Here is a 21,969-nt window from a genome sequence, read left to right as displayed (position 1 = left end):
TGGCGTCACCGTGGCGGTCATGGCCACGGGCGTGGACCGCACCTATCCGGCGGGACACGTCGAGCTGCGCCGCAGGATCGAGCGCCGGGGGTGCGTCGTAACCGAGGCCGCCGACGGGGGCGCGCCGCTGCCGTTCCTGTTTCCCCGGCGCAACCGGCTGGTCTCCGGTCTGGCGCTGGGCGTCATCGTCGTGGAGGCCCCGTTGCGCAGCGGTGCCATGTCCACGGCGATCCATGGGCTGGATCAGGGGCGGGAGATCTTCGCCGTGCCCGGGCCGGTGGACGTGGACGGTTGCCGGGGATGTCACCACCTGCTGAAGCAGGGCGCCCACCTAGTGGAACGCGCCGGCGACGTCATCGATGTGCTGGGGCGGCCGTCGGGAGCCGCACCGGAGCCGGGGGAACCGCCCGCGGAGATGCTGCCGGTGGCCGGTTCGACGGCCCGCTGGATCTGGGATCGCCTGGATCTGACGGGTCTGAGACTGTCAGAACTGCGCAAGCGCTGGGCGGGCACCGAGGATATCTGGCACGAGGGGCTGCTGGCGCTGGAGATGGCCGGGTTGATCGTGAGGTTGCCCGGCGGGGGGATAGCCCGTAAGATCTGGATTCCCTGATCCGTGCAACGCGCAACGATGGGCACTTGATCGATCGTCGGGAGTGGCATCATGCCCAAGAAGATACTCTGGGCGCTGGAGTACGCGCTGCTGTGCCTCGTCTTCGCGCTGGCCAGCATCCTGCCCGAGAGCTGGTTGGAGAAGCTGGGGGGTGCTCTGGGCCGTTTCGTCTTCAGGCACGTAGGCGCGCGCCGCCAGGTGGTGCTGGACAACCTGGCGCACGCGTTCCCGGACCGGGATGTACTGTCGCTCTGGGATCTGGCCGAGAGGATCTATGCGAACCTGGGCGTCAACCTCTTCGCCTTCTTCGCGCTGGCCCGGCTCACCCCGGCCCGCATACGCGCCCGTGTCCGGCTGGAGAACACAGGCTACCTGGACGGCTTGCGCGCTGCCGGCGAGGGCGCCCTGCTGATGACGGGTCATTTCGGCCACTGGGAGCTGCTCGGCGCGGCCGTGTCGGCGTACGGCTATCCCACCAGGTACCTGGTGCGCACCCAGTCCAATCCCTGGGCCGACCGGCTGCAGAACAAGATCCGCGCCCGCGCCGGCCTGGGCGTCATCCGGGCCGACGCCTCGGTTCGCCAACTCGTGCGGCACGTACGTTCGGGCGGCTTCGTCGGCGTCCTGCCGGACGCCAACGCCGGCGATGACGGAATCTTCGTGGATTTCCTCGGGCGGCCGGCCTCGACGCCCCGCGGTCTGGCCTACTTCGCCTACAAGCTGGGATGTCCCATCATACCCGTCTTCCTGGTGCGTCAGGCGGACGGCACGCACGTGGCGCGCTTCCACGATCCTCTCCGCATGGACCCGGCCTGGGACGAGCAGGAGGCGGTACTCGAACTGACGAAGTCCTTCACGGATGTCCTGAGCGGCGTGGTGCGCGAGCACCCGGACCACTACTTCTGGATCCACCGCCGCTGGAAGACGCGCCCGCCCGCCGAGCGATCCGCGGCCGCGGCCGTCGGCACGGGCCAAGATCAAGAACTCGACCGGGAGCTCACCTCATGATCCAGGTCTCAGATCTCGTTAAGAGTTTCGGTACGGTGACCGCCGTGGACGGCATCTCCTTCGACATGAAAGAGGGGGAGATCTTCGGGCTGCTCGGGCCCAACGGCGCCGGCAAGACGACCACCATCTCGGCGCTGTCCACGTTGCTGCCCATCGATGCGGGCTCCGTCACGGTCTGCGGTCACGATGTGACGCGGGAACCGGTCCAGGTGCGCCGCCGCATCGGGGTGGTGCCCCAGGAACTCGCCCTGTACGAGGAGCTGAACGCCGAGCAGAACCTGAAATTCTGGGGGCGGCTGTACGGACTCGACGGGAAGGCCCTGCGCGTCAGGGTGGGGGAATTGCTCGAGGTGAGTCAGCTCGTCGATCACGCGCGCCGGCCCGTCAAGGGCTTCTCGGGCGGGATGAAGCGGCGACTGAACATCATGATCGGCCTGGTGCACCGTCCCGAGGTCCTGTTCCTGGACGAACCGACCGTGGGCATCGACGCCCAGGCCCGTTCGCGCATCCTGGAGCTGATACGGCAGATGAACGACGACGGCCTGACCGTCCTCTACACCACCCACTATCTCGAGGAAGCCGAGCAGCTCTGCGATCGTATCGCCGTGATCGACCAGGGACGCATGGTCGCCCTGGGGAACAAGGAGGAGCTGATCCGGCAGATCGGCGAGGCGGACCTGATGAGATGCCAGGTGCCGGCGGCCGAGATGGCGGCTCTGTCCGCCGCCCTCTCGACCCGGGACGATGTGCTGGAGGTGAGCGAGCGACGCGGCAAGCTGCAGATCGAATGCCGCGACGGCGCCAGCCTGCTGCCGGTCCTGCAGAGCGAGCTCGCCGGGCGCGGCCTCACCCTCGAGCAGCTGGAGATCATCCGGCCCGACCTGGAAACCCTGTACCTCAAGGTCACCGGACGCGCGCTGCGCGAATAGGAGGACGCCTTGCTTCTGCGCACCGTGATCGTGAAGGACCTGCGCCGCTGGTGGAGCGACCGCAACGCCGTGATCGTGGCCCTGCTGCTGCCGCTGGTCCTGACGGCCATCCTCGGTCTCTCCTTCGGCGGCTTCGGCGGGGAAGCGGGCATCAGCGCGATCCCCCTGGCGGTCGTCGGCGACGTGCCCGCGGTGGTCCGCCAGTTCCTGGACGACGCGTTGCGGGAAACCGGGCTCTTCGACGTCACGTGGACCGGGCGCGCGGAGGCGGAACGCCTGGTCCGCACGGGCGAGATGCGGGCCGCGCTGATCATTCCCGACGACCTGATGACTCGCCTTCTGCGCGGCGACAGGGTGGAGGTCACCCTCTGGAAGGACATCAATTCCGAGTTCAAGGCCGGCATCGTGGAGCAGATCCTCGAGCGGATGCTGCTGTACGTCCGGGCGGGCGAAGCCGCCTATTTCGGCGCCTGGCCCGACGACTGGTATCCCGCGCGGGGGGAGGCCGACGCCATCGGCGGTCTTTTTGACGACGCCTCGACCCTCGATGTCTACCGCCGCATCCGTGACGGCTCCGCCGAGGCCCGCACGGCCTGGGAAGAGCTCCAGCGGCTGCTGGACAACCAGCTCAGTCTCCAGGACGCGTTCGAACGGGCGAGCATCGACCTGCGGGTGGAGGACCGGACCGGAGAGGCGCTCGCGGAGAACGAGGACGCCCGCGCCAGCCGCAACATGTTCGACTACTTCCTGCCGGGCATGGCCGTGTTCTTCCTGATGTTCTCGGCAGGGGGCGCCGGCGGCGACATCCACCGGGAGAGGGAGGGCGGCACCCTGCGCCGGATGCTCGTCTCGCCCCTGCGCGCCCGGGACCTGCTGCTGGGCAAGTGGGCCTTCGCCACCGGCAACGGCCTATTGCAGCTGCTGATCCTCTTCGCCGTGGGCAGGCTGGTCTTTCGCCTGAATCTGGGACCGGACCCGGTGGCCCTGCCGATACATGCGCTGGTGACCAGCGCCGCCCTCGCCTCGTTCTTCCTCGTCCTCGCCATGCTGACACGGACCGAGAAGCAGATGGGCCAGGTCGGCACCGGGATCATCCTGTTCATGGCCATCATCGGCGGCAACTTCGTGCCCGCGGAAGCCATGCCGGCGTTCATCCGCTCGGCGGCCCGCTTCACGCCGAACTACTGGGCCAACGAGGGCTTTACCGCGATCGTCTCCTACGATCGGGGCCTGTCCGCGGTGACCGATTCCCTCTCGGTGCTGGCCGGCATATCCGCCGTCCTGCTGGTAGTGGCCCTGCTGCTGCTGCACCGCCGCGAGCGGAGGGGGGAGTTGCTGTGAAGGGACGCGCCCTGCTCGCGCTCATCGAAGTGCACATCCGCAAGATCCTGGCCGATCGCGGCAACATCTTCTGGCTCTTCGGCATGCCCATGATGTTCTCGGTCCTGATGGGGATGATGTTCGGCGTCTTCGACTCCGGGGGCGGCCTCCCGGAGGTGTCGATCTTCGACGCGGACCGCAGCGGCGACTCGGCGGCCCTGATCGCCGAGCTGTCCGATGGGGAGACCTATCGCGCGGTCGTGGCGGATACCGTGGGTTCCGAGATCCTGGCCCGCGAGCTCGTGCGGGAGGGGCGGCGCACCGCGGTCCTCTTCATCCCGGCCGGGTTCGCCGACAGTCTCTTGACCGCCCGGCCGGCGTCGCTCTCGTTCTTCCACGACGCCGATCGGCTGAGCGCGCAGACGGCGCGCACGGACCTGGAGACGGCGGTGTTGCGGATCGAGGCCGGGCGCGCCGGCCGCCGGGCCGCTGCCGGCGCCTTCGATACCGCCCGCTTCGATTCGCTCTGGAATGAGCCGCGACTGACCCTCGTGAGCGAGTTCCTCGGGCGCCGCGAGCAGGCCGAGTTGAAGTTGAGCAAGGGAGGCCAGCACACCGGCCCCGCCTATACGCTGATGTTCGTCATGATGTTCATGCTGATGTCCGTCCGCGACGTGGTTATCGAGAGGCGCAGCGGCACCTTGACCCGGCTCAGGCTGGGCGCCGCGTCGCCCGCCCTGCTGGCGCTCGGCATGTTGCTCGGCCCCTGGGTCGTCGGTCTGCTGCAGATGACCGTCCTGCTCGTGCTCAACGCCCTGGTGATGAACATCGACTACGGCGAATCCCCGGCGTCGCTGGTGCTCCTGATGATCCTGTTCACGGGCGTCTCGACCGCCATGGCCCTGGTGCTGGCCACGTTCTGCCGTACACCCGGCCAGGCCGACGGCATCGGCATGACGGCGAGCATGACGCTCGCCCCCCTCGGCGGGCTCTGGTGGCCGTTGGAGATCGTGCCCGGATTCATGAAGCAGATCGGCTTGGTCCTGCCTACCGGGCAAGCCATCACCGTCTTCCACGACATGGTCGGGCGCGGTTATGGCATCGTGGAGAACTCGGGGCGGTTTCTCGCGCTGGCGGTCTGGCTGGTGGTGCTGCTGGGTCTGGCCACGATTCGTTTCCGGCGCTTGATCGATTGAGACGTCGGGGCCGGACGACAGCCCCCTAGTTCTTCGAATCCGTCGTCTGGAAGCCGAACTCCGCCGGCGGCTTGCCCGGCAGCTTGATCTCGCCGAAATTCTCCTCGTAGCGGTGCACGTTGACCTCGAGGGTCTTCAGGAGCGCTTTGGCGTTCTGGGGCGTCATGATCATGCGGGCGCTGACCTTGGCCTTGGGCAGGCCGGGCAGCAGCTTGGCGAAATCCAAGATGAACTCGCTGGTGGAGTGGGTGATCAGTGCGAGGTTGCTGTAAATCCCCTCGGCCTGCGCCTCGCCCAGTTCCACGCTGATCTTCTGCGGTTGCTTCTTATCCACGGGTACCTCCCGGTTGGTGGCGACACCATGGTAACGCACGGGAGACCGACGCGCCAGCCCGGCCTGCTTCACCGTATTGACTGCCCGCAGCCCCGGTGCTAGTTTGCGGTCGTTGTCTTGCTCGTTCCGACCCGGGAGCCCTCATGCCGCATCGCAGCCAGGAAATCATCGCACGCTTCAGCGACCTCCGTCTGGCCGTCGTAGGCGACGCGATGGTCGACCGCTTTCTCTGGGGCGAGGTGGATCGCATCAGCCCCGAAGCGCCGGTGCCCGTGGTCAGGTTGCGCAAAGAGACCGTCAAGCTGGGCGGTGCGGCCAACGTCGCCGCCAACATACGGGCCCTGGGCGCAGAGGTTGAACTGTTCGCCGTCGTCGGCACCGGCGAAACCTCGCGTACCCTGGCGGGATTGCTCGACGAGCGGGGAATCGCCGCCACGGGACTGCTGAGTGTGGACGGTCGCCGCACCACCCTGAAGACGCGCATCATCGCACATCACCAGCAGGTGGTCAGGGCGGATGTCGAGGCGGATGAGACGCTGGATGAGGATCGTCGCGACGAGCTGGTCCGCCGGCTGCGCTACAGCGGGCCCTTCGACGCCATCGTGCTAAGCGACTACGGCAAGGGTGTGCTGACGGACGATGTCCTGCGCGCCGTGATCACCATGGCCGCCGCCGCCGAGACGCCCGTCGTGGTGGACCCGAAGAACGGGGACTATGCCCAGTACCGCGGTTGCACCTCACTGACTCCCAACCAGAAGGAAGCCGGTGCCGCCGCCGCCATACCCATAGTGGATCCCGACTCCCTGCAGCGCGCCGCGCTGGTGCTGCTGGAACGAACGGGCGCCCGTTCCGTGCTGATCACGCGGGGCGAACACGGCATGGCCCTGTTCGAGGGTAGCGATGAGCATCATCTGCCCACGGAAGCTCGAGACGTCTTCGACGTCACCGGCGCCGGCGATACGGTCGTCGCGGTGTACACGGCCGCTCTGGCCGCGGGCGCCACTTTCCTGGAAGCCGCGAATCTCGCGAACCACGCCGCCGGCCTCGCCGTGGCCGAGCTCGGCACGGCGGAGATTTCGTCCGCACAGCTCATCGAAGCGGTGCAGCGGTGAAAGGCGCCGCCCCGCTGCTGGAACGTGCGGAACTCGCCGCCTGGGCGGCGCGCGTACGCGCCCGCGGCAAGAGCATCGTGTTCACGAACGGGTGTTTCGATCTGATCCACCGCGGTCATGTGGAGTACCTGGCGGAAGCCGCGGCCTGTGGGGATATCCTGCTGGTGGCCGTGAACTCCGATGCCTCGGTGCGTGCCCTGAAGGGGCACCGACGTCCCCTCGTACCCGCGGCCGACCGTTGTGCCGTGTTGCAGTATTTGCGCCCCGTTGCGGCACTTACCATATTTGATCAGCCTACGCCGCTGGAGACCATCACGCTCGTCAAGCCGGACGTGCTGGTCAAGGGCGACGAGTATGCAGAGGACGAGATCGTCGGCGCGCCTGAGGTGCGATCCTGGGGAGGCGACGTGGTACGCGTGCGCATGCGAACAGGATGTTCCACGAGCGGGCTGATCGAGTCCATCAGGCGCCTGCCCTGAACGAATCGGCAGCGTCGCGAGCGGCCGGCACGCCCCGTCGCGACGGTGAGGCGGGCGCCTCAACGCGTGTTCACATACAAGAGAGGACGGTCTCCCATGAGCCGGGAAAAGATCATCATCATCGGCGCCGCCGGGCGCGACTTCCACAACTTCAACTGTGTCTACCGCGACAACGAGAAGTACGAAGTCGTCGCTTTCACGGCCGCTCAGATACCGGACATCGACGGCCGGGCCTATCCGCCGGAACTTGCGGGCAAGCTCTATCCCAATGGCGTGCCCATCGAGGCCGAAGAGGACCTGCCGCGGCTAATCGCGGAGCACGACGTGGAGACCTGCATCTTCTCCTACAGCGACATCTCCCATGAGGATGTCATGCACAAGGCCGCTATGGTCAACGCCTGTGGCGCCGACTTCAAGATGCTGGGGGAGAGGTTGACCCAGATCGAGAGCAGCAAACCCGTAGTCGCCATATGCGCCGTGCGCACTGGTTGCGGCAAGAGCCAGACCACCCGACGCGTCAGCGAGATCCTGCAGGCCGCCGGGCTCAAGGTCGCGGCCATCCGCCACCCCATGCCGTACGGCGACCTGGCCAAGCAGGTCGTGCAGCGCTTCGCCACCCTCGACGACCTGACCAAGCACGATTGCACCATCGAGGAGATGGAGGAGTACGAGCCCCACATCGTGCGCGGCAACGTGATCTTCGCCGGCGTCGATTACGAGGCGATCTTGCGCGAGGCCGAGAAGGAAGCCGATATCATCCTCTGGGACGGCGGCAACAACGACACGCCGTTCTACAAGCCCGATCTGCACATCGTCGTAGCCGATCCGCACCGTGCCGGCCACGAGCTGACCTACTACCCCGGCGAGACCAACGTCCGGCTGGCCGACGTGGTCATCATCAACAAGGTCGTCGAAGCCCAGTTCGATCAGATCGAGGAGGTCCGCGAGAACGTGCGCAGCATCAATTCCGGCTGCGTCATCATCGAGGCCGCCTCGCCGCTGACGGTCGACCACCCCGAACTGATCCTCGGCAAGAGAGTGCTGGTCGTCGAGGACGGCCCGACCCTGACCCACGGCGGCATGACCTACGGCGCCGGCGTCATCGCGGCCCTGCGCTGCGGCGCCGCCGACCTGGTCGATCCGCGTCCCTGGGTCACCGGCAAGCTCGCCGAAACCTTCGAGATCTATCCCGAGATCGGCTCCCTGCTGCCGGCCATGGGTTATGGCGCACAGCAGATCCAGGATCTCGAGAAGACGATCAACGCCGTCGAGTGCGACGCCGTCGTCATCGGCACGCCCATCGACCTGACGCGGGTGGTCGACATCGACAAGCCCGTGGCCCGCGTCGCCTACGATCTGCAGGAGATCGGCAGCCCAGATCTCCGGGCGATGCTGGCGAAGTTCATCGATTGATCGCACGCGCGGAGAGTGGGCGGCCGCTCCCCGCGTTCCGCGTCCAGGCTAATCAACCACAGCGAGGTTCCTACGTGAATATCCACGAATACCAGGCGAAGGATCTGTTCCGCTCCGCCGGGCTGCTCGTGCCTCCCGGCGAAGCCACCGGCTCTGTCGCAGGCGCGCTGGAGCTGGCGCGCAAGTACGGCTTGCCGGTGATGGTCAAGTCGCAGGTGTTGACCGGCGGCCGCGGCAAGGCGGGCGGCGTGAAGTTCTGCGAGACCGAGGACGACGTGCGCGAGCACGCGGGCAACATCCTGGGGATGGACATCAAGGGCCACATCGTCCGCAAGGTGCTGATCACGCCGGCCGAGACCATCGCCGAGGAGTATTACGTGGGCATGCTCGTGGATCGCGGCACCCGCCGGGTCCTGCTCATGGCGAGCGCCGAGGGCGGCGTGGAGATCGAGCAGGTGGCCAAGGACAATCCCGATGCCATCCTCAAGCTTCCGATCGACCCCCGCTACGGTCTGCTGGACCATCAGGCGCTAACGGTCGCCATGAAGATGACCGGCGACATCAAGAAGGCGCGGCAGCTGGCCGTCGGCATGCAGAAGCTGTACGTTGCGTTCATGCACGCGGACGCCTCCCTCGCCGAGATCAACCCCTACATCTTCACCGACGAGGGCGTGGGCAAGGCGATCGACGCCAAGATGAACCTGGACGACAACGCCCTCTACCGTCATCCGAAGTTCGAGCTCCTGCGCGACCTGGACGCGGAGGACGAGAGCGAGCGCCTGGCCCGCGAGGCCGATCTCTCCTTCGTCAAGCTGGACGGCAATGTCGGTTGTCTGGTCAACGGCGCGGGCCTGGCCATGGCGACTATGGACCTGGTCCAGTACTACGGCGGCATGCCGGCGAACTTCCTGGACATCGGCGGCAGCTCGAATCCCGACAAGGTGGTCAAGGCCCTGGAGATCATCCTGCGCGACGCCAACGTCGAGGTGATCCTCTTCAACATCTTCGGCGGCATCACCCGCTGCGACGACGTGGCCAAGGGCATCATAGAGGCCACAGAGCGCATGGACATCAAGGTGCCCATCGTGGTCCGCCTCACCGGCACCAACGAGCACGTGGCCCGCGAACTCCTGGCGGAGACCGACCTGATCCCCGCCGCCACCATGGACGAGGCCGTGCAGAAGGCCATCGAGCAGGCCGGCAAGTAGCCGGCGGCAGAGGAGAGACTCATGGCGATCTTTTGCGACGGCGACACCAAGATCCTCGTCCAGGGTATCACGGGGCGGGACGGGAGCTTCCACGCCAAGTCCATGCTCGACTATGGCACCAACATCGTGGCGGGCGTGACGCCGGGCCGCGGCGGACAGACCTTCGAGGGCAAGGTGCCCGTCTTCGATACGGTGGCCGAGGCGGTCGCCGAGACCGGCGCCGCGGCTTCGGTCATCTTCGTGCCCCCCGCGGGCGCGGCCGGCGCGATCTGCGAAGCCGCTGACGCCGGCTGCAAGCTGGTGGTCTGCATCACCGAGGGCGTGCCCACCCTCGACATGGTGAAGGTCATGCCCTATCTGGAGGAGAGGGGCGTGCGGCTGGTCGGTCCCAACTGTCCCGGCTTCATCAACCCCGGCCAGAAGGTCAAGATGGGCATCATGCCGGGCAATATCGTGGCCCCCGGATCGGTCGGTCTCATCTCGCGCAGCGGCACCTTGACCTACGAGGTGGTCGATGCCCTGACCCGGGCCGGTCTGGGCCAGACTACCTGTCTGGGCATCGGCGGCGATCCCGTCATCGGCACCAGCTTCATGGACGCCCTGCAGGCGTTCGCCGCCGATACCGAGACGCAAGCGCTGGTGTTGATCGGCGAGATCGGCGGCGACGCCGAGGAACGCGCCGCGGAGTACATCAATGCCAACATGGACATCCCCGTCGTGTCCTTCATCGCCGGCCGCACCGCGCCGCCGGGCAAGCGCATGGGGCACGCCGGCGCCATCGTCACCGGCGGCTCCGGCACGGCAGCCGAAAAGAAGCAGGCCCTCGAAGCGGCCAACATTCCCGTCGCGGATCGTCCCGTGGACGTGGTGCCCCTGTTGAAGGAAATCTGGAGGGATGCCCCGCAATAGACTGGAGGATGGACAGTTGGAGCAGACATACATGATGATCAAGCCGGAGATCCTCGCCGCCCGGACACAGGCGGTCGGCGAGATCCTGGCCATGGTCCAGAAGAACGGCTTTCGCATCAAGAACCTGGCCCTAAAGCACCTGGATCGCAGCACGGTGGAGCGCTTCTACGCCGTGCACCGGGAGCGCCCGTTCTTTCCGGATCTGGTGGATTACATCGCCTCCGGCCCCGTCGTCGCGGTGCACCTGGAACGCGACAACGCCATCGTGAAACTGCGTGAACTGGTGGGCGCCACCAATCCGGCCGACGCCGCCTGCGGCACGATCCGCTCGCTGTTCGGCACCTCGCTCAGCCAGAACGCCGTCCATGCCTCCGATTCCGTGGCGAACGGCAAGGTCGAACTGGACATCATCTTCGGCTGACGCCGGATCGACGGCAGATCCGGGTCCGGCGTCGTCTGGACGGTCCGGCGGCGCCCGTGGGTCGTCTTGACAGACGGCCCGGCGGCTTGTAACGTGGGGCGCTTGCATGAAGCTGAATCTGGACATACTGCCCTGCGGACGCTCATCGCTCCTGGTCGACGAGACCTGCCGACTGGATCTCGAGGAAGGCGACGCGGGCGAGGTGCGCATAGTGGGCGAGCTGCAGGCCGACGGCACGGTTAGCCGTGTTTCCGTACGCGGGGACCTGGTCGTCTCCGGGAAAGCCGAGTGCGATCGCTGTCTCGCCGGGTTCGAGATGCGATATGTCGCGGAAGTGGATGTGGCGATCGTTCGCGACAAAAGAGTCGATGACGAGGAGGATGGCTCGGCCTGGACGGTTCACCGGGCCCAGGGCGAGGTGGATCTGACCCCCGCCCTGAAGGAGGCCGCTCTCCTGACTTTGCCTCAGAAGATGATCTGCAGGGAGGACTGTCGCGGGATCTGCACCCACTGCGGTGCCGATCGCAACGTCGAGACCTGCGACTGTGCTCAGGAGATAATCGATCCCCGCTGGGATGGCTTGCCGTCCTGAGGGACAACGGAAAAGAGGATACGAGATGGCTGTTCCCAAGAAGAAGACGAGCCACGCCAAGAAAGGCAAGCGGCGTTCGCACTGGAACCTCGCCTCACCCTGCGTGACGCGCTGCGGCAACTGCGGCGAAGCCTGCCGCCCCCACCGCGTCTGCCGCAAATGCGGTCATTACGGCGAGCGCGAAGTGATGGTCGTCGACTAGGACGTGAAAGCAGGTATGGAGGACGCTGAATGAGCCGTGCAGCGACGGAGCCCCCCGTCGTCGCCGTCGACGCCATGGGCGGGGATATCGGCCCGCCGGCGCTCGTGCCCGGCGCCCTCGACGCCTTGCGCGAAGGCGGCTTCCGCCTCGCGCTGTATGGCGACCGGGATGCGATCGAGCGCGAGATAGCCGGCCTCGCTGCCGTGCCTTCGTCCTACGAGATCGTCCACTGTGCCCAGATCATCGAGATGGCCGAGTCCCCGGCCCAGGCCGTGAGGGCCAAGCCCGACTCGCCGGTCGTCCGCGCCATGCGCGACCAGAAGGAAGGCCGGGTGCAGGCCGTCTTCAGCGCCGGGAGCACGGGCGCCATGGTCGCCGGCAGCCTGATGCTCCTGGGGCGGATCGAGGGCGTCGACAGGCCCGCCATCGCCACGGTCATCCCCACCTACGACGGCCGCTTCCTGTTGCTCGACGCGGGTGCGAACGTCCAGTGCACCCCGCAACACCTCGTGACCTTCGCCGTGATGGGGGATGTCTACGCCCGGGAACTGCTGGAGGTCGCACGACCGCGTCTCGGCCTGCTCAACATCGGCGAGGAGCCCGGCAAGGGCAGCGAGTTGACGGTCGCCGCCCATGCGCTGCTGGCCGCTTCGGACCTGAACTTCGTGGGCAACGTGGAGGGACGACAGCTGCTTTTCGGCGAGGCCGACGTGGTCGTCACCGACGGTTTCACCGGCAACATGGTGCTGAAGCTGGTGGAGGGTTTCGGCGCCTTCCTGCTGAAGGCCTACCGGGACAGCGCTCCGGCCGCCGCGAACGGTGTCGGTTCGGCGGGCCTCGGCGACCTGTTGAATCGCCTGGACTACGCCTCCACCGGCGGCGCACTTCTGCTCGGCGTGCGCGGCTCGGTCATCATCGGTCACGGCGCCAGCTCGGCCCGTGCGGTCACCAGCGCCCTCCGCATCGCCTCGAGACTCGCCTCGCACGACATGCCTGCGCGCCTGATGCAACGTTTGCGTGCGTCATCCTGACCCCACCCGCTGGAGGTTCCTCATGCACAGGCTGCCGATGCTATTCCCGGGACAAGCCTCACAAGCCGTGGGCATGGCCAGCGATCTCGCCGCCGGAGACGGTCCCGGCGCCAGGTTTCTCGCGGACGTGGACCGCATCCTCGCCCACCCCCTCACGGATCTGATGTTCGAGGGCCCAGCCGCAACGCTCACCGAGACCCGGAATGCCCAGCCCGCCATCCTGGCCCACTCGGTTGCCGTCGCCCTGGAGTTGCGCGAAAGGGGCATCGTCCCTAGCGCGGCGGCGGGACATTCCCTGGGCGAATTCTCGGCCGCGGTGGTCCTCGGCGCCCTGCTACCCGCCGACGGTCTGAGGCTCGTCCGCAAGCGCGGCGAGCTGATGTTCGCCGCGGGCGAGGAGCGGCCCGGCGCCATGGCCGCCGTCATGGGCCTGTCGGCCGACGTGGTGTCGGCGGTCTGCGCGAGGATCGCCGAGACTCACGGCGTCGTCGTGCTGGCCAATCACAACTCGTCCTCCCAGGTCGCCATCTCCGGCCAGGTGGCGGCTGTCGAGGCCGCGTGCGCGGCCCTCAAGGAAGCGGGCGCCAAGAGGGCGATCCGCCTGAACGTCAGCGGCGCTTTCCATTCGCCCCTGCTGGAGGATGCCGCGGCGTCCTTCGCGCAGCACCTGGAGGGCGTCCGTGTCACCGACCCGTCCGCGCCGCTGGTGGCAAATGTCTCCGCCAGCCCCGTTACCGCGGGGACGATGCTCAAGGACGGTTTCCGGCGCCAGCTGACGGCGCCCGTCCTGTGGCACGAAAGCCTGGACGTCATCGCGTCCGGCGGCGCTACCGGCGAGAAGCCGCGAGTCGTCCTGGAAGTGGGGCCCGGCAAGGTCCTGAGCAACCTGGCGCGGCGGGAACATCCGGACATCGCGTTCTTGCCCGTCGGCACGGCGGCGGAACTCGAGACGGTACTGGACAGGCTCGGGGATCTGCTGGCATAATGCTGCGCTTTACCGCCTTTCGGCCGGACTGCGGGCATTCTCCGCAACCAAGGAGTGGCAGATGAGTGACAAGGCCGTGATCATCACGGGAGCGGCACGGGGCATCGGTCTGGCCATCGCCCGTACGCTGGCCTCCCGCGGGTACGATCTGGCGCTCGTGGATATCATGGAGGAGACCGTGGCGGGAGCCGCGGCGTCCCTCGCGGGAGACGGCAAGTACCTGCCCCTGGCCGGGAACGTGGCCGACTGGGATTCGGTCCAGGGCCTGGTCGAGCGAGCAGCCGCGGAACTGGGGCCGATCTACGGCGTCGTGAACAACGCCGGCATCACCCGCGACGGCCTCCTACTGAGAATGCAGCCCGAAGCGTGGCAACAGGTTCTGGATGTGAACCTGACCGGAACCTTCTACTTTACAAAGGCCGTGGCGCCTCTTATGATGCGCCAGAAAATCGGCAGGATCGTCAACATCGCTTCGGTGGTCGGTCTTTCGGGCAACGCCGGACAGGCCAACTACGCCGCCAGTAAGGCCGGCGTGATCGCCATGACCAAGTCTGTGGCAAAGGAACTCGGTGGGCGAGCCATCACGTGCAATGCCATTGCCCCGGGCTTCATCGCCACCGACATGACCCACGATCTCCCCGAGCAGGTCAAGCTGGACATGCTCAAGGCGATCCCCTTGAAGCGGCTCGGCTCGGCAGAAGATGTCGCAGCCGCCGTCGCTTTCCTGTTGTCCGAAGACGCGGCCTACATCACGGGACAGACGATCGTGGTGGATGGCGGCATGGTTACCTGAGAACATTCCCAAGGAGGGAACGCCAGCCATGAGTTCCATTCAGGAAAAGGTGTACGAGATAATCGAGCGTAAGCTCTCCGTGAACCCGGAGCAGATCACCCCCGAGGCCTCGTTCACCGACGACCTGGGGGCGGATTCCCTGGACACGGTCGAGTTGGTGATGGACCTGGAAGAGGTCTTCAACATCACCATCCCCGAAGAGGATCAGGAGAAACTCCGGACGGTCCAGGATGCCATCGACTACCTGGAGTCGCACCTGGACTGAAATTGCTGGAATGCCGGTCGAATGACCCGCTGCCGGTCGATGCGCCCCCGGTTCTGGGCTTCCCGCCCGGCACCGGGGCAGTCTTCATTTGCTGGGAGGTAACCGATGGAGCGACGCAGGGTCGTTATCACGGGAATCGGCATGATCACGGCCGTCGGACTCACGCGCGATGAAACGTGGCAAGCCCTGCTCGCTGGCAGCAACGGCGTGGGGCCGATCGCGGCATTCGACACTTCCGATTTCAAGGTGAACTTCGCCGCCGAGGTCAAGGATTTCGATCCGACCATGGCGATGGATCCCAAGGACGCCCGCAAGGCGGACCGCTACGCGCAGTTCGCCGTTTGTGCGGCCGCCGAGGCCGTGGCGCAGGCCGCGCCGGGCGAGTTCGATCCGGAGCGCGCGGGAGTCCTGATCGGTTCCGGTATCGGCGGCATGCTGACCTTCGAGGAGCAGCACGGCAAGTTGCTCGCGCAGGGCCCGTCGCGCGTCTCGCCTCTCTTCATACCCATGATGATCGCAGACATGGCCACGGGCCTCGTATCCATCCGCTTCGGCTACCGCGGTCCTAACTACGCCACCGTGTCCGCGTGCGCTTCGGCCGGCCATGCGCTGGTCGCCTCGGCCATGCACATCATGATGGGCGACGCGGATCTGATGGTCACCGGCGGCGCCGAGGCGAGTGTGAGCCCCATGGCGCTGGCCGGTTTCGCGAACATGAAAGCCCTGTCGACGAGGAACGACGATCCCGGACGCGCGAGCCGCCCGTTCGACGCGGAGCGCGACGGCTTCGTCCTGGGCGAGGGCGCCGGAATCATCGTGCTGGAGGAACTGGAGAGTGCGCTAGCCCGTGGTGCCGATATCATCGCCGAGATCGCGGGATACGGCGTGACCGGCGACGCCTATCACATGACCCAGCCGGAAAACGAGGGACACGGCATGCGCAACGCCATGCGCCTGGCCGTGGCAGCCGCCGGGCTGGAGCCGACGGCGATCGGCTATATCAATGCCCACGGCACCTCGACACCCTTCAACGACAGGATCGAGTCCAAGGCCATCGCCGATCTCTTCGGCGACCACGTCGGCGCACTCGCCGTCTCTTCTACGAAGTCGATGACCGGACATCTCCTGGGGGCGGCGGGGGGAGTCGAGACAGCGATCACCGCGTTGGCCCTGCAGTCGGGGAAGCTGCCGCCGACCATCAACTACGAAACGCCCGATCCCGCCTGCGACCTGTTCTATTGTCCCAATGAGACGGTCGCGCGGGACGTGGCGTCGGCTCTCAGCAACTCGTTCGGTTTCGGAGGTCACAACGTCTCGCTCTGCCTGCGTCGCTGGAGTGGATGAAGGAGCTAGAAGCGGGGAGTCGCCGGGCATGGGTTTCTGGAAGCGACTGAAATCCGTCGTGGCACGCGGCGTCTCCAGACAAGATGCCACGCGCTTGGTGATCGACGCGCGCGCCGAAGCCCTGGCCCTGGAGGCCGTCCAGGCAAAGCTGAACTACACCTTCACGGATCCCTACCTGTTGCGTCAGGCCCTAGTGCATCGATCCCAAACGCACATCCTCGGCGGTGGCCGCCTCGAGTCCAACGAGAGGCTCGAGTTCCTCGGCGACTCGGTGCTCGGTCTCGTGGTCAACGCCTACCTCTATCGACATTATCCCCTGCTCGAGGAGGGAGACCTCACCAAGATGAAATCCAAGCTCGTCTGCGGTGAGAGCCTGTCGCGGGTGGCGAGTCGCCTCAAACTGGGCGAACATATCCAGATGAGCAGGGGGGAGGCCGCAACGGGCGGCCGCAAACGCGCCAGCATCCTGGCCGATGCGGTAGAAGCTATCATCGGCGCGGTCTATCTGGATGGTGGATTGAAGGCCACCGCCGAGGTCATCGATCTGTGGCTGCTCGAAGACGCGGACGCGTTCCTTACCGAGCGCACCCTTGTGAACGACAAGAGCCGGCTGCAGGAGATGATCCAGGCCCGCCACAAATCGCCTCCCGCCTATCGCCTGGTCGATGCCAGCGGGCCGGACCACGCGCGCACCTTCATGGTGGAAGTGCTGTTCGGTGCCATCGTGCTCGGTCGCGGCGCCGGCCCCAGCAAGAAGCGGGCGGAACAGGCCGCGGCCACCGCAGCGATGCGGCGCCTCGGGACGCAACCGGGACTGCTCGACAATCCGGATTAAGCGATGGTTCCCGCGTCCTGTACCAGCCGGCGCAACATCAAGGAGGGGCCATGCCCCTGGTTCAGCGGTTTCAGCTCGCGATTCCCGTACTGGCCCTCTGTTTGTGGACTCGGGCCGTCCCGGCCGTGGCGACGAAACCGGCCGCAGGAGACAGTGTGAGTTACGCCGAGGAGATCGCCCGGGATCTGCAAGAGCTGCCGCACGGCGTGGCCACCAGCTACATGATCGGTCTGACACTCATGGAACAGGGAGACACGGCGGGCGCCGTGCCCTATCTCGCACACGCCCACCGCCTGAGCCCGGAAGTGGAAGAATTCGCGACAGCTTATCGGGACGCCCTGATCCAACTCGGCTATCTCCGCGACGCGCTGGAAGTATCGCAGCTACTCGTGGCCCGCCAATCCGTACAGTACGAGACCTGGCTGCAGCATGTGTCCCTCCTCGTAGCCATGGAGCGCTACGACCAGGCTCTGGGCGCCCTGGAAGCCTTCCGGCTGCAACATCCCGATTCCCTCCAGCTCGGGATACTGCAGGCGGAGATCCTGTCGCGTTCCCGCCGCTGGGACGACGCCCTGAGCGCCTATCGCTCCCTGCTGCCCGTCCTGCCCGAAGAGCGCGAACATATCTACATGGCGATGGCCGAGATGGCCGTGCATCTGCAACGGCACGCCGAGGCGACCGCGATCTGGGCCGAAGGCCTGACTGCCCTGCCGGAGTCGCGCCCGCTGCGTCTCGGGGCCCTGCAGCACCATATCGCTCTCGGACGCGACGCGGCAGCCATCACAGTGGCAATGACCGGCGATAGTCTCTCGGCGGTCGGCTCCGAAGTGCTGGATACCTCGTGGGTAAGGACCGCCGCCGGCTTGATCGTTGGCGAGGGCCGGGATGCCGTGGCGGCCGGGTTCCTGCAGCCCCTGTTCGACACCGAAGCGCTGGACCTGGAAACCTCCCTGTTCATGGGGCGACTGCTCGCTCGCCGGGGGAACTGGCCAGCGGCGGTCGCCGCCCTGGAATCCACCGTCCGCCGGTGGCCCGAGTCTCCCCTGCCGCAGCTGTTCCTGGGCGAATTCATGGCGGAGGCCGGCGATTTGAATGGAGGCGAGCAGCACGTGCGCCGCGCCATCGAGATGGATCCAATGGCCCCCGATTTTCTGCTGTCCTTGATATCGATCTTGAGCAAGCTGCATCCTGACGCCTTCGCCCATGGCGGGCGATTGCCTGTCGACGACCCGCTGCGCCGGGAAGTCCTCGCCCTGGCGGGCAAGGCTCAGGAACTGCTGGCCGGGGACGATACGCCCTCGAGCCACATGATGATCGGCGCGACGTACCAGGCCATGGGAGAGCACGAGGGCGCTGTGTCGTCCTACCTGATTGCCGCCACAGAACCCAAGTTCCGGCGGGAAGCCCTCATGAACCTGTCCCTAGCCTACGACAAGACCGGCCGGCACGACGATGCGCGGGAGGTCCTGGAGTCGTTGCTCACGGAGCACGACGGGGATCCGGTCGTGCTCAACGCTCTGGGCTACACGCTGGCCGACCAGGGAGTCCAACTGGACAGGGCGGAGCGCCTGATCCGGGCCGCCCTCAAGCAGGACCCCGATAATCCCGCCTATCTGGATTCCCTGGGCTGGTTGTACTATCGCCTGGGCGCTTATGCGGACGCCATCGATTATCTCGTCAACGCGGCCAACACCCTGCCGGAAGACCCCGAGATCCTCGAGCACCTGGGCATGGTGCTGTTGGAGCTCGGCCGTCACGAGCGCGCCCTCGAGATCCTCGAGAGGGCGCTGCTGCTGGGAGGGGACGCCGCATCGCTTCAGCCGGTGATCGAAGAGCTGAAGCCGGTGAAGCAATGAGGAACCTGTCGCCCAAGCATAAATCATCCGTGCTTTCCCTCTGCTTCTGTGCGATGGCGGTCTCTGCCGTCGCCGGGAGCGATCCCGCCCAGCGGGCCGGCAATTTGCAGGGGGTCACCTGGAGCTTCTCGGCCTGGGGACGCAGTGCCGAGGGACTCGCCTGCTGGTTGCGCGACCCGGACGGACCTTGGCGCCTGGACGTCCTGTTGACGCAGGAGGCGGAGAGGGGCCAGGCGGCTATGAACGACCTGATGCACCAGCTGGGGGACGGCTGGACGATCGTCGCCACGGGGGATCATGGCGATTTCCTGCAGCCCTGGCGAGACAAGATTGAGGTATTGTCTCCCGGCCAGCGACAGCGCCTGACCGCCTTGCTCGAACTGGCAGCCTCCGGACGGGACGCCATGCCCGGGTTGATCGCCTGCGGAGCCGAAGTGCAGATGCGACGGCCGCGGCACCGCCATTCGCGGACGCCCTGGCCCGAACGTACCCACGAAGACGATGATGTCTGCGCCGTCACGTGGCCGGCCGCCGAAGCCGGCGGGTTCCGGCGCAGACTGGAGGACAGGGGCCGGGGCCGGGGCGCCGGGGACGAGGTGTGGCGCGTGAGCTTCGCGGGAGAGCGCGGGTGGCGGTTGACATCGTCGCGCAGGGCGGGGTCGTTGCGAGTCGTGGCATTGCCGGACAGGCAGGTCGAATATTTTCCCGACGAGGTATTCATTCCCCTCTGGCCGCTGGGGGAATTGTTGTCGCCCGGGCGCTAGTTTTTTCCGCTTGGCGGGAACTCGCCAAATGGTCCGTTGTTGACGCGGATGGTCATTGCCCCGCCACCCCTGCGAGGAGCTGACGATGTTCATGACTGACAAGCACCAGGATCCGAGCCGGCACGGCGCCGTAGCGTATGCCGAGCTGCGCGACGAGGATCTGATCGCGCTGGTCCAGCAGGGGCAGAAAAGGGCTTTCGACGAACTGGTCAGGCGATTCAAGGGTCGTCTCTACAGTTTCATCCTCCGCATGGTTGCCGATCCTGTCGAGGCCGAAGAGCTCGCGCAGGATACGCTCATTCGCGCCTATATCCATGCGGACAAGTACCGTGAGATCGCCAGGTTCTCAACGTGGCTCTTCACCATCGCCACCAACCTGGTGCGCAACCGGGTGCGCAAGCGCAAGCGGACACCGTATATGCTCAACCTGGATCCTGCCCCGCTGAACGACGACGACATCCCGCTCGATCCACCCGACCCGTCGGCCGATCCCACGCTGCGCCTGGAGGGGCGCGAGCTGGGCGACCTGATCGCCGAGGCGACCCGCGCCATCCCCGAGAAGTACAGGATTCCTTTCCTGCTCCGTGAAGTCGAACAGTTGACCTACGAGGAGATACAACAGGTTACCGGTTTGAAACTGGGCACGGTCCGTTCCCGGATCAACCGGGCGCGCAACCGTTTCCGTCAGAACATCAAGCCGCTCCTGAAGAACGAGGCCCTTCTGGCCGACCTCGAGCGTCTCGAGGCACAGATGAATGGCGAAGAGAGCTGACAACGCCCCGGAGGACATCGATGTTTTGTGTCACGGCGAGAAAACTGATCAGTCAGGAGATGGACGGCATGTTGCCGGCCCGCAGGACTCGCGCGCTCGAGGAGCACGTGGGACGGTGCTCGGCCTGCCGATCCTATCGCGGGGAGCTCGAGACCGGCAGACGTCTGCTGCGGACCACGGCTGCCGAGCCGTCCGAGACCTTCTCGTGGACGCTCCAGCTCAAGCTCAACAGGGCCATGCAAGGCTCGGTCGCATCCAGCGCCGTGCCCTGGGTCGATTCCGCGCACGGATCATCCGGTTGGTTGCGTTCGTTCGCCCTGTCCTCGCTCGCCGGCGTAGCCTTGGCGACGGTTGTCGCCGTATGGGTACTCCCGCTCGAGCAAGGTCCGTTGCCCGCCGCCGGTGATCACCGCTTCGCGGAAGCAGCGACTGAGGTTTCCCCCTCGCCCGTGACCCTGAGTGCAGGCAATGCCGACCGGCTCCCCCTGCTGCCCCGCTACCGCCCCCTCCTGTCCGGCGCGCGCGACCAGGGCAGGACCGTCAACGGCTGGAGCCTGACGCAACCCAACCTCCTGGACCGTTCGGGCTGGGTGCCCACCTCCTGGCGCGGATCGGATCGCGAGGGTCTCGATGCGGTCGCCGCCCTCCGCGAGGAAAACGGGCGCCTGCAATTCATGCTGCGACAGCTGCAGGCCGAGAACGTCGCTCTTAAATCGTTGCTCGAAGGCACCGATATCAACTATCTTGAAGCTGAAAGTGGCGAGGAGACCCATTGATCTGAGGCTCGGAGTGATGTCATGATTACCCGCTTGCGTGCCGTCGCGATCCTCGGGGCGGCACTCTTTTTAGGAGCGGTTCTCGGGGGATGCCAGCGGGACGGACGCGAGACCATCATCTCCGCAGTCGGCTCCTATGGAGAGATCGCCGTCATGACGACCGATCCCGAGCTCGTGACCGCACTCGAACCGGTTCTGGAGCGACTGAGCCCCAAGGAGACGTTCGTGATCAGGGAAGAGGACACCTACCGCTTCCATCATTTCACGGACAAGCGCTGGCGGGACGGGCGCAACTACCGCAACCTTTTCTTCGTCTGCCGCTGGGGTGCGGGAGGCCCCGTGCAGAAAGCCGTCGAGAAGCTGCTGCCCCGCGACGCGCTGGTGCGGCTCACGAGCGGACGGGGCGGGGTCGTGGCGCTGCATGATCCGTATTTTCGCAATCAACTGGCCATCGTGGCCGTCGCCCGCAATCCCAACGACCTGATCCGCTCGCTCAACGACCAGTCGCCTGCCCTGCGGGACACCCTCTTCCGCGACATCAACAGGCGCATCGTACACGATAATAGTCGCCAGGGGCTCATGCCCGACATCGCACAGAACGCCTGGAATGCATACGCTTTTCGCATCGAATTGCCCTCTGTCTTCAAGGAGAATCAAGCACGCCCCGACGGTTTTCCGGGCGTGGAGTGGCTGCGCACGGACGGTGCCACGCGGGGGGTGACGGTGAGCTGGGAGGAGGTGTCCGAGCCGTCCGGTCTGCTCCAGGATCGCGAGTGGCTCGCGGACATGCGCGCACGCCTGGGCACGGCCAT

General features: G+C 66.4%; 25 protein-coding genes. 24 read left to right on the top strand and 1 reads right to left on the bottom strand.

Going from position 1 to position 21,969, the window contains the following annotated elements; translation table 11 throughout:
* The 5 genes from KJ554_09505 to KJ554_09485 form a co-directional block, all read left to right on the top strand.
* On the top strand, positions 1-613 hold a 613-nt coding region (locus KJ554_09505), incomplete at its 5' end, for a DNA-processing protein DprA (protein MBU0742570.1).
* 51 nt (positions 614-664) lie between these two features.
* Entirely contained in the window at positions 665-1,621 is a 957-nt protein-coding gene (locus tag KJ554_09500) for a lysophospholipid acyltransferase family protein (protein ID MBU0742569.1), read from the top strand.
* Positions 1,618-2,550 (top strand): ATP-binding cassette domain-containing protein, encoded by a 933-nt coding sequence (locus KJ554_09495; GenBank protein MBU0742568.1) that lies wholly within the window; start codon positions 1,618-1,620, stop codon positions 2,548-2,550. The genes KJ554_09500 and KJ554_09495 overlap by 4 nt, the downstream gene beginning before the upstream one ends.
* A 9-nt stretch (positions 2,551-2,559) precedes the next feature.
* Positions 2,560-3,891, top strand: a complete 1,332-nt coding sequence (locus tag KJ554_09490; protein MBU0742567.1) for an ABC transporter permease — start codon at positions 2,560-2,562, stop codon at positions 3,889-3,891.
* The gene (locus KJ554_09485; GenBank protein ID MBU0742566.1) at positions 3,888-5,066 is read left to right on the top strand and encodes an ABC transporter permease; all 1,179 of its coding nucleotides are present in this window, start codon (positions 3,888-3,890) and stop codon (positions 5,064-5,066) included. Before KJ554_09490 ends, KJ554_09485 begins: the two co-directional genes overlap by 4 nt.
* Positions 5,067-5,091: 25 nt before the next feature.
* Here the strand turns inward: KJ554_09485 and KJ554_09480 are convergent, their stop codons facing one another.
* Positions 5,092-5,400 (bottom strand): DUF3467 domain-containing protein, encoded by a 309-nt coding sequence (locus tag KJ554_09480; protein ID MBU0742565.1) that lies wholly within the window; start codon positions 5,398-5,400, stop codon positions 5,092-5,094.
* 143 nt (positions 5,401-5,543) lie between these two features.
* Between KJ554_09480 and rfaE1 the strand changes: the two genes are divergently transcribed.
* The 19 genes from rfaE1 to KJ554_09385 all read left to right on the top strand — a co-directional run.
* Positions 5,544-6,512, top strand: a complete 969-nt coding sequence (gene rfaE1 / locus KJ554_09475) for a D-glycero-beta-D-manno-heptose-7-phosphate kinase (GenBank protein MBU0742564.1) — start codon at positions 5,544-5,546, stop codon at positions 6,510-6,512.
* A 14-nt stretch (positions 6,513-6,526) separates the two neighbouring features.
* Positions 6,527-6,991 carry an adenylyltransferase/cytidyltransferase family protein gene (locus tag KJ554_09470; GenBank protein ID MBU0742563.1) on the top strand — a complete coding sequence of 155 codons (465 nt, stop codon included), beginning with the start codon at positions 6,527-6,529 and terminating at the stop codon, positions 6,989-6,991.
* 96 nt (positions 6,992-7,087) lie between these two features.
* Positions 7,088-8,404 (top strand): cyclic 2,3-diphosphoglycerate synthase, encoded by a 1,317-nt coding sequence (locus tag KJ554_09465; GenBank protein ID MBU0742562.1) that lies wholly within the window; start codon positions 7,088-7,090, stop codon positions 8,402-8,404.
* A 74-nt stretch (positions 8,405-8,478) separates the two neighbouring features.
* A complete protein-coding gene (sucC, locus tag KJ554_09460) occupies positions 8,479-9,612 on the top strand; it encodes an ADP-forming succinate--CoA ligase subunit beta (GenBank protein MBU0742561.1) in 1,134 nt (377 codons plus the stop codon).
* A 21-nt stretch (positions 9,613-9,633) separates the two neighbouring features.
* On the top strand, positions 9,634-10,521 hold the full coding sequence (gene sucD / locus KJ554_09455; GenBank protein ID MBU0742560.1) for a succinate--CoA ligase subunit alpha: 888 nt from the start codon (positions 9,634-9,636) through the stop codon (positions 10,519-10,521).
* A gap of 16 nt (positions 10,522-10,537) precedes the next feature.
* Positions 10,538-10,942 carry a nucleoside-diphosphate kinase gene (locus KJ554_09450; protein ID MBU0742559.1) on the top strand — a complete coding sequence of 135 codons (405 nt, stop codon included), beginning with the start codon at positions 10,538-10,540 and terminating at the stop codon, positions 10,940-10,942.
* A 106-nt stretch (positions 10,943-11,048) separates the two neighbouring features.
* Positions 11,049-11,534, top strand: a complete 486-nt coding sequence (locus KJ554_09445) for a DUF177 domain-containing protein (GenBank protein ID MBU0742558.1) — start codon at positions 11,049-11,051, stop codon at positions 11,532-11,534.
* Positions 11,535-11,559: 25 nt separating this feature from the next.
* Positions 11,560-11,736, top strand: coding sequence for a 50S ribosomal protein L32 (rpmF, locus tag KJ554_09440; protein MBU0742557.1), 177 nt, complete (start codon positions 11,560-11,562; stop codon positions 11,734-11,736).
* A gap of 29 nt (positions 11,737-11,765) precedes the next feature.
* Complete coding sequence (gene plsX, locus KJ554_09435) at positions 11,766-12,767, top strand: phosphate acyltransferase PlsX (GenBank protein MBU0742556.1); 1,002 nt, start codon at positions 11,766-11,768, stop codon at positions 12,765-12,767.
* A 22-nt stretch (positions 12,768-12,789) separates the two neighbouring features.
* Positions 12,790-13,752, top strand: coding sequence for an ACP S-malonyltransferase (gene fabD, locus KJ554_09430; GenBank protein MBU0742555.1), 963 nt, complete (start codon positions 12,790-12,792; stop codon positions 13,750-13,752).
* Positions 13,753-13,813: 61 nt separating this feature from the next.
* The gene (gene fabG, locus KJ554_09425) at positions 13,814-14,545 is read left to right on the top strand and encodes a 3-oxoacyl-[acyl-carrier-protein] reductase (protein ID MBU0742554.1); all 732 of its coding nucleotides are present in this window, start codon (positions 13,814-13,816) and stop codon (positions 14,543-14,545) included.
* A 28-nt stretch (positions 14,546-14,573) separates the two neighbouring features.
* Complete coding sequence (locus KJ554_09420; GenBank protein ID MBU0742553.1) at positions 14,574-14,810, top strand: acyl carrier protein; 237 nt, start codon at positions 14,574-14,576, stop codon at positions 14,808-14,810.
* Positions 14,811-14,915: 105 nt separating this feature from the next.
* Positions 14,916-16,154 (top strand): beta-ketoacyl-ACP synthase II, encoded by a 1,239-nt coding sequence (gene fabF / locus KJ554_09415; protein ID MBU0742552.1) that lies wholly within the window; start codon positions 14,916-14,918, stop codon positions 16,152-16,154.
* Positions 16,155-16,182: 28 nt separating this feature from the next.
* The gene (rnc, locus tag KJ554_09410; protein MBU0742551.1) at positions 16,183-16,989 is read left to right on the top strand and encodes a ribonuclease III; all 807 of its coding nucleotides are present in this window, start codon (positions 16,183-16,185) and stop codon (positions 16,987-16,989) included.
* Between the two features lie 155 nt (positions 16,990-17,144).
* Positions 17,145-18,845: a tetratricopeptide repeat protein gene (locus KJ554_09405; protein ID MBU0742550.1), complete on the top strand. Its 1,701-nt coding sequence runs from the start codon at positions 17,145-17,147 to the stop codon at positions 18,843-18,845.
* Positions 18,842-19,609, top strand: a complete 768-nt coding sequence (locus KJ554_09400; protein ID MBU0742549.1) for a hypothetical protein — start codon at positions 18,842-18,844, stop codon at positions 19,607-19,609. Before KJ554_09405 ends, KJ554_09400 begins: the two co-directional genes overlap by 4 nt.
* 85 nt (positions 19,610-19,694) lie before the next feature.
* Entirely contained in the window at positions 19,695-20,381 is a 687-nt protein-coding gene (locus KJ554_09395; GenBank protein MBU0742548.1) for a sigma-70 family RNA polymerase sigma factor, read from the top strand.
* 20 nt (positions 20,382-20,401) lie between these two features.
* Positions 20,402-21,157 carry a zf-HC2 domain-containing protein gene (locus tag KJ554_09390; protein ID MBU0742547.1) on the top strand — a complete coding sequence of 252 codons (756 nt, stop codon included), beginning with the start codon at positions 20,402-20,404 and terminating at the stop codon, positions 21,155-21,157.
* A 21-nt stretch (positions 21,158-21,178) separates the two neighbouring features.
* Positions 21,179-21,969 (top strand): hypothetical protein (locus KJ554_09385; protein ID MBU0742546.1); only part of this gene is annotated, 791 nt, incomplete at its 3' end.

Source organism: bacterium (assembly GCA_018814885.1).
Classification (GTDB): Bacteria; Krumholzibacteriota; Krumholzibacteriia; order LZORAL124-64-63; family LZORAL124-64-63; genus JAHIYU01.
Note: the sequence above shows the minus strand (reverse complement) of the source record. Positions and strands in the feature narration are given on the sequence as shown.

Bases quoted from the DNA above. Each gene is read 5' to 3' on its own strand.
- KJ554_09500 (MBU0742569.1), top strand. From the start codon at position 665: ATGCCCAAGAAGATACTCTGGGCGCTGGAGTACGCGCTGCTGTGCCTC.
- KJ554_09495 (MBU0742568.1), top strand. From the start codon at position 1,618: ATGATCCAGGTCTCAGATCTCGTTAAGAGTTTCGGTACGGTGACCGCC.
- rfaE1 (MBU0742564.1), top strand. From the start codon at position 5,544: ATGCCGCATCGCAGCCAGGAAATCATCGCACGCTTCAGCGACCTCCGT.
- KJ554_09465 (MBU0742562.1), top strand. From the start codon at position 7,088: ATGAGCCGGGAAAAGATCATCATCATCGGCGCCGCCGGGCGCGACTTC.
- sucD (MBU0742560.1), top strand. From the start codon at position 9,634: ATGGCGATCTTTTGCGACGGCGACACCAAGATCCTCGTCCAGGGTATC.
- KJ554_09445 (MBU0742558.1), top strand. From the start codon at position 11,049: ATGAAGCTGAATCTGGACATACTGCCCTGCGGACGCTCATCGCTCCTG.
- rpmF (MBU0742557.1), top strand. From the start codon at position 11,560: ATGGCTGTTCCCAAGAAGAAGACGAGCCACGCCAAGAAAGGCAAGCGG.
- plsX (MBU0742556.1), top strand. From the start codon at position 11,766: ATGAGCCGTGCAGCGACGGAGCCCCCCGTCGTCGCCGTCGACGCCATG.
- fabD (MBU0742555.1), top strand. From the start codon at position 12,790: ATGCACAGGCTGCCGATGCTATTCCCGGGACAAGCCTCACAAGCCGTG.
- fabG (MBU0742554.1), top strand. From the start codon at position 13,814: ATGAGTGACAAGGCCGTGATCATCACGGGAGCGGCACGGGGCATCGGT.
- KJ554_09420 (MBU0742553.1), top strand. From the start codon at position 14,574: ATGAGTTCCATTCAGGAAAAGGTGTACGAGATAATCGAGCGTAAGCTC.
- fabF (MBU0742552.1), top strand. From the start codon at position 14,916: ATGGAGCGACGCAGGGTCGTTATCACGGGAATCGGCATGATCACGGCC.
- rnc (MBU0742551.1), top strand. From the start codon at position 16,183: ATGGGTTTCTGGAAGCGACTGAAATCCGTCGTGGCACGCGGCGTCTCC.
- KJ554_09400 (MBU0742549.1), top strand. From the start codon at position 18,842: ATGAGGAACCTGTCGCCCAAGCATAAATCATCCGTGCTTTCCCTCTGC.
- KJ554_09395 (MBU0742548.1), top strand. From the start codon at position 19,695: ATGTTCATGACTGACAAGCACCAGGATCCGAGCCGGCACGGCGCCGTA.
- KJ554_09390 (MBU0742547.1), top strand. From the start codon at position 20,402: ATGTTTTGTGTCACGGCGAGAAAACTGATCAGTCAGGAGATGGACGGC.